Here is a 16,487-nt window from a genome sequence, read left to right on the forward strand (position 1 = left end):
CCACATTATAACACATTACTTTTGATTTTCCAGCCACTCGTTCAATTGTTTCTGCTTCTCGTCCATTACAGTCTGAAGACCGGCTGCGTATAACTTCTCATTAAACTCCGGAATGGCCGTGGCAGGATCAGCTGCGCCACAATCGATAGAAGCCGAATACTCACTAACCACATTGTTTAGTGCTGCAATCTCATTGCTGACAGATGTACTATCAAACATGAAACCTAATGCTTTTGACTTATTTGCAGTGGCATTCATCTCTTTCTGCGCATCCATAATCTTTCTGGAGCTTCCCTCCCATACATGGATCTTGTACTGGTTCGGAAGTTCCCATCCCATATTCAGATTGTATTTTGCATTAGAAGCATCTACCCCATCCGGGAATCCAATCACATCATTTTCAGCATCTTTTACGACATAATGAACACCTTCAATACCCCAGTTAAACAGATTCATTAATTCCGGATCACCGTACATGTAGTCCAGCACTTTCATTGTCATCTCCGGATTTTCACAATTCTGACCAATTCCCCATGTAATTGCGGCAACAGCATTGGTATAGCAAAACGCAGGAGTAGGGTTGATTCTTACAGCCACCAGTTCATAACCGGTATTCAGACTTTCCTGTTCCGCAACGCCCGGTTTATAAGGAGTGGCAAAGCAGAATGCATTTCCGGCCTTCAGGATTGTGGTTCCGGCATCTGTAGATGTTGCCATATCCTTGTCGATATAACCTTTTTCATAATAATCATGAACCGTAGCAGCCAGATTCTTGTAGTTATCCGTCTCATAGTAATTCACAATCGTAGTATCAGCACCGCCATTATCCAATACTCCAAAGCGATCGGAAAGTACATCGGCAAAATATATGTTACCGATCAAACCATCTTTAGCGCCTACAATAATTTTCATATCAGGTTCATTTTCATGAATCGTTTCGAAAATAGGTGCACAATCAGCCAAAGATTTCACATTAGACACATCCAAATTATATTTGTCCAAAATGTCTTTTCTCATTACCAGACAGCTGTCTGCATACCATTCTTTTTCCACCGGCACACCATACACATAGCCATTCATATTAGCAATTTTGAGAATATCTTCACCCAAAGCTTCTTTCATATTAACGCCATACTGGTCAATCAAATCAGACATATCCAATACCTGACCGCTGTTTACATAGGTACTCACGTTATTATACATTATAGGGACCAAATCCAGTTTTTCCGCACCGGATAACATAAGTTGTAACTGCTGCTGATATACTCCCCATCCCAATGTGATTACATCAATTTGTGCACCAACCTTTTCCGCCAGGATTTTATTCATTTCTGCTTCTACAAGATCCATGTCCTCCTGATCATTTCCAATCACAGCCATTGTGACCGTATACATATCTTCCGGATTTTTAGGTGTTTCTGTAGAAGCTGCTCCACCGGTTTCTCCACCACTACTTGGGTTACTCCCGCATCCCGTAAAGCAAGCTACCGTCAACACCATACTGAGTAACATTGATAAAATTTTTTTCTTCATTTGTTATCCTCCCATATATTTATTTTATCTTGTAAGGGCAATGTATTAACCCTTTACTGCTCCTAATGCAATTCCTTTTTGGAAATATTTCTGTAAAAACGGAAATAATACAAATATCGGCAGCATTGCTACAACCGCAATCGCCATACGTACACCTACTGTAGGTAATTTTGCCATTTCCGAAGAGGCTTGTGAAGCCATGGACGAATTAGAAGACAATACCTGTATATCTGTAATCATTTTATTCAACAGATTCTGGATACTATAATATTTAGTATCCGTAAGGTAATATAAACCATTTGTCCAGTCATTCCAGTAACCCAGACCGGCAAAAGTTCCCATCGTTACAATAATGGGTTTAGACAAAGGAATCACCAGTTTAAAAAATACTGTAAATTCTCCTGCCCCATCTACCTTTGCAGCCTCAAACAATGCTGATGGTATACTTGTTGATATATATGTACGTATTAATAGCACACTCATTGCCGACAGCAACAGGTTAGGAACAATTAAAGCCCAAATTGTATTTTTTATATGAAAATAATTACTGTACAACAAATAGGATGGTACCAATCCACCGCTAAAAAGCATCGTAAAGAAAAGGTAAAAAGTTATTGCTCTTCTTCCAGGCAATTGTTCAAGAGATAACGGATAGGCAATCATTGTTGACAGCATAACATTGACAGCTGTTCCAACTACTGTGACCAAAATTGTAATTCCATAGGCCCTCATTATCTTAGACGCATTTTTCCATATGTAAGCATAGGCTCCCAAACTGAATTTTTCCGGAAAAAATGAATATCCGTTTCTTATCAGTGTACTTTCCTCCGTAAAGGAAGACATAATCAAAAGAATAAAAGGGGTAATTACAAATATGGTAAACAGAATCAGTATAAAATTCGCTAAAATCTGAAACCGCATATTCGATTTTGAACGGATCATTTTTCTCCTCCTAAAACAGTGCGTTTTCCTTACTTACTTTCCTAACGATCAAATTAGCGGTGAGAACTAAAACAAATCCTACAACCGACTGATATAGGCAAGCAGCAGAAGACATTCCAACATTTCCCAGTTTAATCAGTGCTCTATATACATAAGTATCAATTACATTTGTCGTAGAATACAATGTTCCGGAGTCCAACGGTACCTGATAAAACAATCCGAAATCAGAATAGAAAATTCTTCCAATCGATAACAAAGTAAGCGTAATCACCGAAGGGACTAAGGATGGAAGCGTAATACATCGAATCTGTTTCCACTTACCTGCTCCATCTAAATTTGCAGCTTCATAGTAATCTTTGGGAATACCATTGATCGCCGAGATATAAATCAAGCAACCATATCCGACTCCCTTCCATACATTCACAAGTGTCAAAATAAACGGCCAGTATTTTGGTTCCGCATACCACGAAATCGGATTTTTCCCGAATGGAATCAGCAGTGAATTATTCACCATTCCGTTTTCTGTTGAAAGAAATGCGAAAACAATATAGCTAATAATTACAATTGACATCAGATAGGGGAGCAATACCGCACTTTGATAAAGCTTTTTTAATTTTTTGCTCACAACGTCGCATATAAAAATTGCAAGAATAATTCCAACCACTGTATTAATCACTATAAAAGCAAGATTATACAATAACGTATTCCTTGTAATTACCCAGGCATCGTTTGTGGCAAACAAAAATTTGAAATTTTTCAGTCCTACCCAATCACTCCCCAAAATGCCTTTCTGGTAATTGATATGTTTAAAGGCAATAATTGTACCAAACATAGGAATATAATTATTGATAAAAATATAGATTAATCCAGGTGCCATCATCAAGTAGAGCGGTAGCCATCTTTTCCAATTGTGTTTTTTTGTTTTCATCTCTCCACCACCTTTTCTATGTATTTCCATTATATCAGTTTTCAAGATTCTTTCTTGCATTCAGGCGACTTCATAATGGCACTGAATGGTATATCTTCCATCATATAATGTTATGTTTCCTCCATTCCTTAATCTGTTCCTCGGAATGTTTCAGTAACCCACAGAATATTTCCTCATTATGTTGTCCGAGTGTTGGTGCCGGTTTACTGATCTCAGGCATATTATCCATCAACTTAATAGGATTGCCATTTACTTTCATTTTCCCAATCACAGGGTGTTCTATCTCCACAAACATTTCACGTTCTATGGCGATATGTTTATCTTCTGTGATCTGCCTTACATTATAGATGGGGCCTGCCGGAATTCCTTTTGCCAATACATTTTCTACAATTTCATTCACAGTATATTGCGTTGTCCACTCTTCAATATATTTCTTTTGTATTTCGTTATTCTGTACTCTCAAAGAAACCGTAAGAAAACGTTCATCCGTTATCATCCATGGCATATGAAGAACTTCGTTGCAAAGCTTCTCATATAGCTTTTGATTTCCACATGCTATAATAACCTGACCATCCTTCGCCTGATAACTATCATAGGGTGCAATAGATGCATACGCATTTCCATTTCTTACAGGAAGTTGCCCCGACTCAAAATATCTTGTATATGCATTCTCCAGGCTGGCCACTACAGAATCTACCAATGATACATCTACCTTTTGTCCTTTTCCGGTGAGTGTTCTTACGTTCAAAGCCATTAAAACACCAATCACAAGATTCATACCGCCCAGTATATCACCCATGGCATTTCCGGAACGCGTAGGATCTCCGTTTTTTGCACCGGTAACGCTCATAAGACCTCCCATTGCCTGTGAAATAATATCATAACCCGGTCTGTCAGAGTACGATCCATAGCAGCCAAAGCCTGACACTGCTCCGTAAATAAGGCGTGGGTTTTTTTCTCTCAAAACTTCATATCCCAATCCCAATCGTTCCATAACCCCAGGTCGATAATTTTCCAAGAGAATATCTGCCTTATTCACCAGTTCCAGGAAGATTTTTTTCCCTTCTTCCGTCTTCAAATTCAATGTAATTCCTTTTTTATTGCGATTCAGGTTCGCATAGTAAACACTTTCTCCATTTCTGTAAGGACCATAGCTTCTGGCATCATCACCTTTTTCCGGCACTTCGATTTTTATTACTTCAGCACCGAAGTCTCCCAATATAGAGCCTGCATAGGGTCCTGCTACTACCCGGGTCAAGTCAAGAACTACCAAATTCTGTAGTGCTTCCACTTTTTCTAATCCCATAAGGTCTCACCTCCGATCCCCTTATAATTCCTCATCTTTTACGTGAATCTTTAATCTCATAATGGCACTCCCCATAGATTTTCCAAGGCTGTCCAACCGCAAGCTCATGGTTGCACCACCTCCAAGTGCATGTTTGAGTACAAAATTAAATCCACCAAGGCTGGGAACTTCATATCTTATAATTTCGCCCTTTACCATGTCGCCGAAAAAATTGTGTAGTCTTTCGGGCGTTACTTCTCTTTTAATAATTTCATAATATTCAGGTTTTCTGGCAAATACACAGATATTGCTGGTATCTCCCTTGTCACCGCTTCTTCCATGAGCGATATCATTCAATAATATTTCTCTCATAATCTTGTCCTCTCTATGCAAAACTATATTGTAATAATATGGCTCTTGATCTCTACTGCCTCTCGTGGAACAGATGTCGGCCACAGTGCCATAACTTCCTGCACACGAGCCCTTCCTCCGAAGAAAGATGCTCCGGGAGGTCCGTTTAACTGCATAGGGCTGATTTCCGGGATGATCTTCGCACATTCATTCTTATCCTCTGAAAATACAGCAATGCGCATTACACACTCGTTCAGATTTTTCAATGCTTCTTCACTCATATCAGCCACATTAAGATGAAGGCTGTTCAGACCAATAAAACTGATATGAACATCATCCGCTTTCATTCCCTTTTGCTTCATTTTCTTCATGATAATGTCTGCACAATATCGGGCTTTTTCATAAGCATCAGGCCATGCAAAGCTCAACATTGAAACCGTCTTCCACCCTTTATGATACCCAACACACAATTTCAAAGTATCCGGTTTCTCTTTACCATGAATATGATCAATTCTGACGCGATTATCACCAACCTGTGTAATAGTAGCATTACTAATATCCACATTTACATCAGGAGTCAGATAATTTGCCGGATCTAGCACTTCATATAAAAATTGTTCCTTACAACTTTGCTCGCAAATGACTCCTCCACAATCAGGGGCCTTAGTAATTTCAAATGTTTTATCTGTCAACTCTGCAATAGGAAATCCGAGATTTTCCATCTGAGGTACGCTACGCCAATCATACATATAATTGCCGCCTGCTCCCTGTCCACCACATTCCAGTAAATGTCCTGCCATAATTCCTCTTGCAAGGTTATCCCAGTCATTGTCTTTCCAACCAAATTCATAAGCCAACGGAGCCAGGAAAAGTGCGCTATCAGCTGCTCTTCCGGTGACTACAACATCTGCTCCGTCTTCAATTGCACTTTGAATGCCTTCATGACCAATGTAGGCATTGCAATTATATATTTTATCAACAATATCCATGAAATCGCCTTCGTAGTCAAAATTCGGAAATGTCCATCCATCCTTTAACAGCTGCGGGATTTTTGATTTAATGTCGTCCCCTGTTACATAACCGATTTTATACCCTTTCATATTTTCTTCAGTTGCATACTGTCGAATAGCATCTACACATCCTGAAATATTCATGCCACCTGCATTTGTCAAAATTTTAATATTTCTTTCCCAAGCAGTTTTTCCTGCTGCTTTCAACAATCTTGTCACAAAATCAGGAGCATAACCTTTTGATGGATCTTTTAGTTGTTGCTTTGCCATAATGGACAGCGTCAGTTCTGCCAGATAGTCACATGCAAGATATTGAATATCTGCATTGTGAATCATATGGATAGCAGCATCTGGAGAATCTCCCCAAAATCCCTGTCCTCCGCCAATTGCTATTTTTTTCATCCGTTTCCTCCTTAACGTGCCTTGGTAATGCGGCTTTCTATGTCTGTTTATTTTTCATATTCTAATTATAACAATTCTCCACATTCTTTCTTGCATTCATCCGACTTAAAAATGTCACTCAGCGGTATATATAAAAATCCCTAAAAGTTAGTTTTTGCCTAACTTTTAGGGATTGCTATATATAAACAGTTAATTATTCTTCCATGGCATTCAGGCGGTCCACCAACTTCTGTACATCTGCCATGCTGACTCCGCCGCCGAAACTGACCGGTCCGCGCAGGGGCATATACTGAAGCATCGCTGCATTCATCTCATCGCTGATGGCTTCCTTCGCGGCATCGCCGCCTTCGCTGACCTCGCTGTCATGACCGAACATTCCTTTGCTCAGAACACTCTGTACCAGTTTCCAGGCCTCCGGGCGGCTCATGATGTCGCCCATTGTCGTATCTGTGGTATAGTGGAAGGGAATCTTCACGGTGGATTCTACAGTCACGGTATCTCTGAGAGCAATGTCTCTGGAAGATGCTCCTATAAGGATCTCGAACTCTCCGGTCTCCACCTGCCAGTCATGGATCTGTACATCATAGTAAGCAAAGGCTCGCTTTCCAAGCGTAAAAGTTACTGTCTTTGTCTCTCCGGGTGCCAGTTCGATCTTGACAAAATCCCGCAGCTCTTTCACCGGTCGGATCACAGTGCTATCTTTATCCGCCACATAGAGCTGTACAACTTCCTTACCTGTTCTGTCTCCGGTATTGGTCACATCCACAGACACCGTCAGTTCTTCTGTGTCTTTCATTGTCTTTTTGTCCAAACACAGATTGCTGTAGGCAAATGTGGTATAGGACAATCCGTAGCCGAAGGGGAACAATACATCCATTTTCTTCTTATCATAATAGCGGTATCCCACGAAAATGCCTTCCCGGTATTCCACGTGGTCGCCCTCACCGAAGCCGGCAAGATAAGAAGGATTATCTTCCAACTGCTTCGGGAATGTCTCCGGAAGCTTCGCACTGGGATTCACCTTGCCGAAGAGGATGTCATACTCGGCACCTCCCACAGCCTGTCCTCCAAGATAGGCTTCCAGAATACCTTTCACACGATCTGCCCAGGGCATCTCCACCGGTGCACCGTTGTGCAATACGACTATGGTGTTAGGCTGTACCGCTTCCACTCTTTCGATCAATTCGTTCTGGCAATCCGGCATCCGCATATGTTTACGATCAAAGCCTTCGGATTCAAATGCATCCGGCAGTCCTGCGAAAATCACGGCTGCCTTTGCCTTTTTAGCTGTCTCCACGGCTTCTGCCAGTAGTACCTCATCCGTCTTGTCTTCTTTGTCATCAAATCCCTGGGCATACACAATATGTGTATTGCCTGCTGCCTCTGCCGCATCCAGGGCTCCTGTGATCTTATGACTGTTGATATGGGAACTGCCGCCGCCCTGATATCTGGGCTTTTTCGCATATTTTCCGATAAAGGCGATCTCTTCGCCCTCTGTCAGCGGCAGCACATTCTCATTCTTCAACAATACAATGGTCTCTTCCGCCACTTTCTTCGCCGCCTCATGGTCGTGATCCAGATTAAACACCGCTTCGGTATCTCGGTTCTCGGTATAACGATATACGATGTTCAGAATACGTTCCACTGCGGTATCCAGTACCTGTTCCTCCAGTGTTCCGTTCTGTACCGCTTCTACGATCAGCTTATCATTGACTCCCATAGAGGAAGGCATCTCCAGATCGAGACCTGCTTTTAAGTCTTCCACACGGTCATTGACTGCGCCCCAGTCACTCATGACATAACCGTCAAATCCCCACTTATCTCTCAGGGTCTCTGTGAGATATTTGTGATGAGCCGCGGCATAAGTACCGTTGATCCTGTTATAAGAGCACATAACTGTCCAGGGTTTTGCCTTCTTCACCGCTCCCTCAAATGCTGCCAGATAGATCTCGTTCAGTGTTCTCTCGTCAATGATCTCATTCACGGACATTCTGCGGGTCTCCTGATTATTCGCCAGAAAATGCTTTAAACTGGTTCCCACATGCTTGCTCTGCACACCGCGGATCAGAGAGCCTGCAGTCTCACTCGCCACCAGGGGATCCTCTGAATAGTATTCAAAATTACGACCGCACAGAGGAGATCGTTTGATGTTCACAGCCGGCCCCAGAATGACACTGACGCCTTCTGCCTGACACTCATTGCCCAGTGTCTCGCCCATATGATACAACAGATCTCTGTTAAAGGATGCAGCGGTTCCGCATCCTGCCGGGAAACATACTGCTTTAATACTCTCATTTACTCCAAGATGATCCGCCTTGTCATCCTGCTTGCGCAGACCGTGAGGACCGTCGGATACCATACTTGCGGGAATCCCCAGTCGCTCGCAGCTTTCAGTATGCCAGAAATCTGCTCCGGAACACATTGCCGCCTTTTCCTCCAATGTCATTTTTGCTATCAGATCTTTGATTTTTTTCTTTGTCATGTTGCTATAACCTCCTGTCATTCAACCTTGTCCACTTGCTCTTTCTGTTTACCAGTTTAGCAATTTTTCACATTGATTCCTATATCTGATTATGACTTCTTTTTAGGTCAATATTGACTTTTTCCTTCTTTTTATTCTATGATATAAATATATCGCGGGAAATAATATAATTTCAGAAGGAGGCTTTGCGATGCCGCAATTTCCACACGAAGAGGTTGCTTTTGAAAGCGGAATCAACGTCCGTTTTGCAATCTATAACAGCAATAACGATTACATACCGGAACACTGGCATCGAAGCATGGAAGTTATCTATATCTATGAGGGTTCCATGGAACTCATTGAGGGACAGCGGGTTCTGTTGCTGCATGCCGGAGATTATCATGTGGTAAATTCCGCCGCCGTCCATGCTACCCGGACCACGACACCGTCCCGGGTTCTGTTATTACAGATTCCTTATGCGTTTCTCATAGGTGCCATCCCAGAATATGAAAGCATCCGTTTTCTGTTCTCCCGCAGGGATTTTTCTGCCGATGCGCAGATTCAGGAGATTCTGACTTCCATGGGCGATCTCTATACAAAAAAACCGCAAAGCTATACTTTGCGGTTTTCCGGTCTGCTTTATGATTTTTTATACATCCTTATGACCCACTATAAGGTCACCGTCGACAATACTTCCCGGATTCAGAGTCAGAAAAATCTGCATCGCCTCGAACCGGTGATTCAGTACATCCAATCCCATTACGCCGAAGCCATTTCTCTGGAAAATGCAGCCTCCCTGGCTCATCTGAACCCAGAATATTTCTGCCGTTTTTTCCGACGGAACATGGGAACCACCCTCACTTCCTATATCAACAGCGTGCGTCTGACGCATGTCTGCAAGGATTTAAAAGACACCGATCTGAGCATCAGCGAAATACTGGATCGGCACGGAGTCACGAACTATAAATTATTCCTGCGCACCTTTAAGCAGGTATACGGCTGTGCTCCGAGGGATTTCCGGAAGCAGTGAGGAATGCTTCGTCTCTTGTAATGTATTCCATGTTATTACCTCCCTGTCCGGGCAAGCGTTCCTCGCAGCCGTAATCACCGTCAAAAATCTGTCGGATCTACCATGTCGCCATCATCCTCTTCTGTATCAATCCCCAGTCCCTGCATCAGAATACGATTCCACTCTGCATTATTGCTTTCCAGTTCTTTCTTCTGCATAATGCGATTGCGGTCACTTAAGATCGACAGCATTTCGTCCGCGATCTCCTCCGGCGGCAGATCAGAATAATGACACAGATAACCGATCATACGGCTCGCCGTAAAATCCGTATTCAGATTCTTCGTCACCAGATCACAGAACGATTCCGGGTAGCCGCGGGATAGGAGCATTTTATATAATTGCATACTTTGGGGAGATCTTGGTTTCATTCTGCCTTTACCCTTTGCATCCTATACTTAATATCAATTTCATAACAATTCATTAATCATTTTTTCAACTGCTGCGATATAATCGTCCATTTGTTTTCTCTTATAGACACATATATATGATGGATGATGAATTGGAACATAATAGGTTCCATTACATTCTGTATAATGATATTCGAAATCATTCCACTTTTCAAAATCTAAATGTAAATGCCTTGCGACAGAAGAATAAACTTTTTCTCCCAACAAAAATACAATTTTAGGTGACATCGCATTAATTTCACTTACTAAATTGTCAAAACATTTATCCATTTCTTTTTTGCTGGGATAACGCAATTTCTGTTGTTCCGTAAGCGGAAGACACTTTACCAGATTGGTTTTATAAGTACTCACTTCATTACACATCTCTTCTATCTTTTGTATCAGTTTTCCAGTATTTGTCTGCTCTGATAAAGGTGTTTCCTCTTCAGATGTAATTTTTTTAGCAGACAGTCCAACCCAAAAAACCTGACACGGTCTTTCCGAATCCAACAATGGTCTTTGATTATTGCATAATCCGCATTTACTACACATCCGTATATCTTCAAGCATTTCCTTCCCCTATCTCTTGTGTTTTGATAATATATTGGTTCAAAATTTCATCTGAAACTTCGCTATAGTTACCAAAATCAAAGTTAAATTGGTTTCTTCCCTTGAATTTACTTATTATGTCATTAAATTCACATTCATGGACAATTCCCTTCTCAGACACAATGTCATTATACAACTTTGTTCCATGATATGGTCTGAATTGAAAAACACTCGTCCTAAAATTGCCCTCTGTTGTCTGTGAAATATTGCTAATTTTTCTTGCCAGTTCAAATGTTTGTTGGAAATCACATTCCGTCTCTTGTGGAAAACCATAAATGAAATATCCTTTTAAGTCAATACCCTCCTGCAAAATTTTTTGAGCCACTTCTATAACATCTCCAATACTTCCTACTTTGTTGATCTTTTTTCTCATGGATTCTGATCCGGATTCTATTCCCATAAATAGTTCTCTGCAATTAGCCCCTTTCAGTTTTTCTATATCATCTAAATTTGGCTTTAAAGAAAGCACATGCGCCATTCCTCTCCAACTCAACTGCGGATATTTTGAAAATACATGTATTGCCTGTTTAATACGCTGTTTATTACTCAGAAATAAATCATCCAAAACCCTGATACTTTTCACCTCCGGATACATCTTTAATATATCGTTGATTTCATTCACAATGCTTTGTTCTGATCTAATTCTGACAGGAATCCCTCCGTTCACACTTCTTGCCCCTCCGCAAAAAGCACAGTTGTAAATGCATCCTCTCGATGTTACCATTGCTATTTCTCTTTCGCCATAATGATTTTTTATTATTTCATCGTGGAAAAATTTTCTATTCAATACAATATCTGAAATATCTCTTGGAAAAAATTCTGATTCTGCATCTACTCTAAAAACTTTTATATTTTCAATTTTTTTAATTGGTTCTACCTTTTTGTTATCTAAAATAATTGTTGGAATAATATATTCGCCATCACCTATAATAATATTCATTCTGTTCTTAAGATTCCATTTTACAATTTCCTCATAAATGCTGCCCACTACCAGTCCACCAATAAACCACTCACATTTCACCTTGGTCTGCTCGCAAATAGCCTTTACCAATTTATAGTTTTGGGTAAAAATATTTATTCCGACATAATCCGGCTGTTTCTCCTCTATATATTTAACAATATCTTCTACCGACTTTCTTTGTTTCACAGCATCCAGTATTTCAACCTGAATCCCGGCCTTCTCTACATATGTAGCTATATATCCAAGTCCAAGCGGTGAAAGATAGTTTTCTCCTTCTGCGGCAGCATCCCAAAATATAGGCGAATTAATAAGAATACATTTTTTCATTTCCTTTTCACCTCTTTTACAATATGTTCAACGATAGTATCTACATTTTTATCCAATTCGGTACAGTTATTTATTTCTAAAACCGATATTCCATTTTTCTTCAATATTTCTATTCCTTTTTCCATATAATACAGTTCTTCATCCGATCGATTATTCTTTTCAAACCTTGTTAGTTCAGCACGATCAGATAATCTTTTCTGAAGAGTCCCCACATCAGCCATAATCGTAACTTGAAGATCCGGACGTATTATCAGTGCGTTTAAATCCATTATATAATCAGCATTCACTCCATCCATTCTTTGCAATATCAATGATGATAAAATATAACGGTCTGTAATGACAATGTTGCCATCATAAAGCATAGGTTCAATTTCATTTTTAATATGTTCGTATCGATCTGCCGTTACCATACATGCAGTGCTTAATCCCTTGTGTCCTTCTGCATATTTTCGCACAAATTCTCCCAATATAGAATTTGTCGGTTCCCTCGTCACTTTTACTTTATACCCCATCAAACCCAGTTTTTCTGCTATTGCATTAATTACTGTGGTCTTTCCACTTCCATTAGGTCCATCTACTGCCACAAAATAACCAGTATTGTTCATTCTGCTTTGCATTAAATTTTCCTCCTTCGTTAATGTACTTATATAATATTTATGGCTGAATATCTGTAATTCTTACAAATATTGCTTCCGGTCAAATAAGGTCATTTTTCAATAAAAGTTGGGATTAAAAACTCGAATCATACATATATAAGAATTAATTAGATGCATAAAAAAACTTCTATGCTTTATATCCACAATAGCATAGAAGTTCTTTGATTGCAATTACATTTATTGGCAAATTATGCCTTTTTAATATGAAAGATCACGCCGCTCTTGGGGTAGATCCACTCGTCCTTGATCGCAATGTCATAGAGTCCGGCTCTCTGGATGCAGGCTCCGACATTGGCAGTGCTTTCCTTATTGAGATAGGAATACATAGTGACATCCATTCCATTCTTGTATTTCAGCTTGATATGGGGCTCCTTGGTCGGATCCACCAGAGTCACCTCGAAAATAGAGTTCCATACCCGGGGCATCTTGAAATAGATGCTGACCAGATGCTCCCCGCTTGCCTCATTCCGGTCAAAATCCAACTTGAATTTCAGGATAAATCCGTTGCTCTTTCGCTCTACTTCGAACTGCGCTTCGTCGTCATTATCTCCGCTGTTGTCAATTCGCAAAATCGGCATGAACAGGTCATTGATCACATCCCGGACCTTGTCCGCGGGAATACTGTTGATGAAGTCCACGGCTTCCGGTTCCACCACCAGATCCTCATTGAAAATGCTCTTGGTGAAATCCGCATCCTGTCCGGTCTCCAGCAATCCACCATCCAGACTCTTTTTATCATAGGCGAAACCGAGTCTGATCACATCGCCCGTGTAGTTCTCGTCTGTTCCTCCCAGACACTTTACGCTGAACTTCAATTCCTCATCGATCAGGTAATACTTTCCGTCTATGGCTCCGGGGAAACCGGCTTTTACATATTCCTCTGTCAGATTCGGCTCCAGATTGATCGTGTAATCGAACATTTTCCGAATCCTGGCGCCTCTTGCCCTGTCAAAATATTTCTCCATATTGGTAGATAGCATATCCACCGCATCTTCATCCTTTATCATGGAGGTAATGGTGGATTTCAGGAAAGTCTTTTTATCTTCATCGCTGAAAGAATCCAGGATCTCCGGCTCTCCCATCAGCGTCTTGGTGATCTGCTGGGAGGTCTCTCTGGCGTAGGCATCCTGGGTCAGCTTGTTGTTCAGTATATCGAATAACAGAAATGCCGCCAGCACACCGATGAGATTCCCCACGATATTGTCGATCAGGTCATCCAGCGTGTAACCGTTCTTCAGTGCCAGATACGTATATCCAACAAACACCAGCAACAGTGCGATCAGCACCAGTACCATAGTGGCGGACAGCGTGTCCATCACACTTTTTTTCTTCTTTTGTTTCTGATTATCCATGAATTTCCTCCCTCGTAAATACGCCCTCATAGATTGCGGGCTTCCGCATGTAATATGCCCAGAACCGGTCACCGTAATCATAATGCCACCATTCCGACGGCAGATTGGTAAATCCCGCATCTATCATAGCATAATAAAGCAGACGGCGGTTTTCACGAACCTGCTCGTCCAAAGCACTCTGTACATGCTCCGGTGCCTCAAAATACGCTGCACAGGTCTTATCCGTAAAAGCATCGAATCCACATCCCATAGGAAGCTCTCTGCCCTCCGGATCCAGAAGCGTCAGATCAATGGCTCCTCCGGTGGTATGGGCGGGAGGCACCTTTGTATCCGGTACCGGGTCCGAGACAAATTTGCAGATCGCAGCTCTCCTTTTTGCCTCCGGCAACTCTTCTAAATGAAAATCCCGGATGATGTCCACAGAATACTTTTCAAACAATTCATGCTGCAGCGCAAAGGGGCGCCAGGCATCCCAGATGCGGAACCGGTAACCATCCGGCAGATTCCCCGCCGCCTTCACCAGCCTCTCATACATCTCCTTACGGACGAAGCACTTCTCTTCCGCATGGTCCATATGCAGGATCGGATACAGCATTTTCACATCCCACAGATCACAACTTTTCAATTCTATAAACGCGGAATCCACAAACGCACTGTCTATATAGCGCTCCGGATCCCCGATCACCGGTATCGGCCTCATGGGATCAGCCTCCTTATTATTTATATTTATCATAATACCCCTTTTCCAATAAATATGGCAAGTGTCTGGTGCATCAAAAAAGAGACTGCATATCAAAATAGCAGTCTCTTTTTTATGTTCGTTTACAGATTTTCACCGTTCGATTCAATCACCTCGCGGTACCAGTATGCGGAGTCCTTAAGGATCCTCTTTTGAGTGGTGTAATCCACATAGATTAGTCCGAATCTCTCCGTATAACCGTTGTTCCACTCCATGTTATCGATAGCTGACCAGGCAAAATAACCCCAGATATCAGTTCCCTCCTCTGCCGCTTTTTTCAGACAGCTTAAATAGCGGTGCATAAAGTCGATTCGCATAGGATCATGAACCTTACCGTCCAGGAATACCCAGTCGGGACAGGACAGTCCGTTCTCCGTAATTACGATGGGAAGTTTGTATTTTTCCTGCAGGAACTTCGGTACATAATACAGACTCTCCGGTGTCACCTGCCACTTCATTGCAGTCACCGGTGCTCCGCAGGGATTCTTCGCCTCGCGATATCCCCCCTGACCATCCGATTCCACTCGTCCGCTCTGGTAGACATTGATTCCCAGGAAATCCAACGGTTCCGAGATCAGTTTCAGGTCTTCCGGATTCCGTAACTCCTCCGGGCAATTCTCGCCATAGGCTTCCATGCCTTTCTCCGGATAATGTCCTAAAATGACGGGATCCAGCCACCAGGAGACTGCCCACAGGTCCTTCGTATCTTCCCGCAGGGTGGCAATTCTTGCTGCTTTCACATCCTCAGGTTGGTTGCTTACAGGCACCGAACTTCCGAAGCAGAATGCCACACCGATCTCGGGCTTTTTCTTCGCGTATTTTCGGATGACCTGCACCGCTCTGCCGTGGGCTTTCAGGTGATTATGGATTGCCAGCAGATACTCCGGCTCGGTGAGCCGTAACTTCGGAGCACAGCTTCCCTGCACGTGTCCGATAATCAGATGGCACTGGGGCTCATTTAACGTCATCCAGTGGGACACTCTGTCGGAGAGTCTGTCCACGATTACCTTCGTATATTCTGCAAACCACTCGGGGCTCTCGGGATTCTGCCATCCCCCGCGAATCTGTAATTGCTGGGGAAAATCCCAGTGAAATAAAGTAACCCAGGGTTCAATTTCCGCCTCTAGCAAAGCATCCACCAAATCACTGTAAAACTGCAGTCCTTTTTCATTCACCCGTCCCGTACCGTCTGGCAATACTCTGGACCAGCTGATGGAAAAGCGGAATGCTTTCAGTCCCATATTCTTCATTCTCTGAATGTCTTCCTCATAATGATGGTAAAAATCACAAGACACATCACCTGTCTCTCCGTCTAAAATATTCTGTTTTCCTTCTGGGTTCTTACGCGTGTCATGGCAATGCACATCCCAAACGGATTCTCCTCTGCCGTCCTCATAAGCGGCTCCTTCAATCTGGTAAGCTGCTGTTGCCGCGCCCCAAACAAAATCTTTGCGAAAGCTCATTCCGTTTCCTCCT

Annotated in this window: 15 protein-coding genes; 1 reads left to right on the plus strand and 14 read right to left on the minus strand. The window is 42.1% G+C overall.

The window, feature by feature from the left end:
• Positions 1–15 precede the first annotated feature (15 nt).
• The 7 genes from DWZ61_RS03740 to DWZ61_RS03770 all read right to left on the minus strand — a co-directional run bounded on the left by DWZ61_RS03740 (position 16) and on the right by DWZ61_RS03770 (position 8,933).
• A complete protein-coding gene (locus DWZ61_RS03740; RefSeq protein ID WP_118537433.1) occupies positions 16–1,533 on the minus strand; it encodes an ABC transporter substrate-binding protein in 1,518 nt (505 codons plus the stop codon).
• A 45-nt stretch (positions 1,534–1,578) separates the two neighbouring features.
• Positions 1,579–2,475, minus strand: a complete 897-nt coding sequence (locus DWZ61_RS03745) for a carbohydrate ABC transporter permease (RefSeq protein ID WP_118537434.1) — start codon at positions 2,473–2,475, stop codon at positions 1,579–1,581.
• Positions 2,476–2,485: 10 nt separating this feature from the next.
• Positions 2,486–3,463 (minus strand): ABC transporter permease subunit, encoded by a 978-nt coding sequence (locus DWZ61_RS03750; protein ID WP_347475409.1) that lies wholly within the window; start codon positions 3,461–3,463, stop codon positions 2,486–2,488.
• A 40-nt stretch (positions 3,464–3,503) separates the two neighbouring features.
• Positions 3,504–4,709, minus strand: coding sequence for a CoA transferase (locus DWZ61_RS03755; protein WP_118537435.1), 1,206 nt, complete (start codon positions 4,707–4,709; stop codon positions 3,504–3,506).
• A 21-nt stretch (positions 4,710–4,730) separates the two neighbouring features.
• Positions 4,731–5,060, minus strand: a complete 330-nt coding sequence (locus DWZ61_RS03760; RefSeq protein ID WP_118537436.1) for a hypothetical protein — start codon at positions 5,058–5,060, stop codon at positions 4,731–4,733.
• 23 nt (positions 5,061–5,083) lie between these two features.
• Complete coding sequence (locus tag DWZ61_RS03765; RefSeq protein ID WP_118537437.1) at positions 5,084–6,451, minus strand: acyclic terpene utilization AtuA family protein; 1,368 nt, start codon at positions 6,449–6,451, stop codon at positions 5,084–5,086.
• Positions 6,452–6,644: 193 nt separating this feature from the next.
• Positions 6,645–8,933, minus strand: coding sequence for a glycoside hydrolase family 3 C-terminal domain-containing protein (locus DWZ61_RS03770; RefSeq protein ID WP_118537438.1), 2,289 nt, complete (start codon positions 8,931–8,933; stop codon positions 6,645–6,647).
• 190 nt (positions 8,934–9,123) lie between these two features.
• Here DWZ61_RS03770 and DWZ61_RS03775 point away from each other — a divergent pair, with 190 nt between their 5' ends.
• Positions 9,124–9,942, plus strand: a complete 819-nt coding sequence (locus DWZ61_RS03775) for an AraC family transcriptional regulator (protein WP_118537439.1) — start codon at positions 9,124–9,126, stop codon at positions 9,940–9,942.
• 80 nt (positions 9,943–10,022) lie between these two features.
• On the opposite strand, the gene DWZ61_RS03780 is transcribed toward DWZ61_RS03775, so the two are convergent.
• The 7 genes from DWZ61_RS03780 to DWZ61_RS03810 form a co-directional block, all read right to left on the minus strand.
• Entirely contained in the window at positions 10,023–10,325 is a 303-nt protein-coding gene (locus DWZ61_RS03780; protein WP_118537440.1) for a hypothetical protein, read from the minus strand.
• Positions 10,326–10,388: 63 nt separating this feature from the next.
• Positions 10,389–10,937, minus strand: a complete 549-nt coding sequence (locus DWZ61_RS03785; RefSeq protein WP_118537441.1) for a uracil-DNA glycosylase family protein — start codon at positions 10,935–10,937, stop codon at positions 10,389–10,391.
• Positions 10,930–12,264 (minus strand): radical SAM protein, encoded by a 1,335-nt coding sequence (locus DWZ61_RS03790; protein ID WP_118537442.1) that lies wholly within the window; start codon positions 12,262–12,264, stop codon positions 10,930–10,932. Before DWZ61_RS03790 ends, DWZ61_RS03785 begins: the two co-directional genes overlap by 8 nt.
• The gene (gene tmk / locus DWZ61_RS03795; protein ID WP_118537443.1) at positions 12,261–12,881 is read right to left on the minus strand and encodes a dTMP kinase; all 621 of its coding nucleotides are present in this window, start codon (positions 12,879–12,881) and stop codon (positions 12,261–12,263) included. The genes DWZ61_RS03790 and tmk overlap by 4 nt, the downstream gene beginning before the upstream one ends.
• A 227-nt stretch (positions 12,882–13,108) precedes the next feature.
• Entirely contained in the window at positions 13,109–14,272 is a 1,164-nt protein-coding gene (locus DWZ61_RS03800; protein WP_118537444.1) for a hypothetical protein, read from the minus strand.
• On the minus strand, positions 14,265–14,972 hold the full coding sequence (locus DWZ61_RS03805; RefSeq protein ID WP_172594698.1) for a M15 family metallopeptidase: 708 nt from the start codon (positions 14,970–14,972) through the stop codon (positions 14,265–14,267). The genes DWZ61_RS03800 and DWZ61_RS03805 overlap by 8 nt, the downstream gene beginning before the upstream one ends.
• A gap of 122 nt (positions 14,973–15,094) precedes the next feature.
• Positions 15,095–16,474, minus strand: a complete 1,380-nt coding sequence (locus tag DWZ61_RS03810; RefSeq protein WP_118537446.1) for a GH1 family beta-glucosidase — start codon at positions 16,472–16,474, stop codon at positions 15,095–15,097.
• Positions 16,475–16,487 lie beyond the last annotated feature (13 nt).

The sequence above is a fragment of the Clostridium sp. AF34-10BH genome, from assembly GCF_003478095.1.
Classification (GTDB): Bacteria; Bacillota; Clostridia; order Lachnospirales; family Lachnospiraceae; genus Acetatifactor; species Acetatifactor acetigignens.

What these genes read in the sequence shown, in the direction of transcription:
- DWZ61_RS03740 (WP_118537433.1), bottom strand. Translation starts at nt 1,533, where the DNA reads ATGAAGAAAAAAATTTTATCAATGTTACTCAGTATGGTGTTGACGGTA.
- DWZ61_RS03745 (WP_118537434.1), bottom strand. Translation starts at nt 2,475, where the DNA reads ATGATCCGTTCAAAATCGAATATGCGGTTTCAGATTTTAGCGAATTTT.
- DWZ61_RS03750 (WP_347475409.1), bottom strand. Translation starts at nt 3,463, where the DNA reads ATGCAAGAAAGAATCTTGAAAACTGATATAATGGAAATACATAGAAAA.
- DWZ61_RS03755 (WP_118537435.1), bottom strand. Translation starts at nt 4,709, where the DNA reads ATGGGATTAGAAAAAGTGGAAGCACTACAGAATTTGGTAGTTCTTGAC.
- DWZ61_RS03760 (WP_118537436.1), bottom strand. Translation starts at nt 5,060, where the DNA reads ATGAGAGAAATATTATTGAATGATATCGCTCATGGAAGAAGCGGTGAC.
- DWZ61_RS03765 (WP_118537437.1), bottom strand. Translation starts at nt 6,451, where the DNA reads ATGAAAAAAATAGCAATTGGCGGAGGACAGGGATTTTGGGGAGATTCT.
- DWZ61_RS03770 (WP_118537438.1), bottom strand. Translation starts at nt 8,933, where the DNA reads ATGACAAAGAAAAAAATCAAAGATCTGATAGCAAAAATGACATTGGAG.
- DWZ61_RS03775 (WP_118537439.1), top strand. Translation starts at nt 9,124, where the DNA reads ATGCCGCAATTTCCACACGAAGAGGTTGCTTTTGAAAGCGGAATCAAC.
- DWZ61_RS03780 (WP_118537440.1), bottom strand. Translation starts at nt 10,325, where the DNA reads ATGCAATTATATAAAATGCTCCTATCCCGCGGCTACCCGGAATCGTTC.
- DWZ61_RS03785 (WP_118537441.1), bottom strand. Translation starts at nt 10,937, where the DNA reads ATGCTTGAAGATATACGGATGTGTAGTAAATGCGGATTATGCAATAAT.
- DWZ61_RS03790 (WP_118537442.1), bottom strand. Translation starts at nt 12,264, where the DNA reads ATGAAAAAATGTATTCTTATTAATTCGCCTATATTTTGGGATGCTGCC.
- tmk (WP_118537443.1), bottom strand. Translation starts at nt 12,881, where the DNA reads ATGCAAAGCAGAATGAACAATACTGGTTATTTTGTGGCAGTAGATGGA.
- DWZ61_RS03800 (WP_118537444.1), bottom strand. Translation starts at nt 14,272, where the DNA reads ATGGATAATCAGAAACAAAAGAAGAAAAAAAGTGTGATGGACACGCTG.
- DWZ61_RS03805 (WP_172594698.1), bottom strand. Translation starts at nt 14,972, where the DNA reads ATGAGGCCGATACCGGTGATCGGGGATCCGGAGCGCTATATAGACAGT.
- DWZ61_RS03810 (WP_118537446.1), bottom strand. Translation starts at nt 16,474, where the DNA reads ATGAGCTTTCGCAAAGATTTTGTTTGGGGCGCGGCAACAGCAGCTTAC.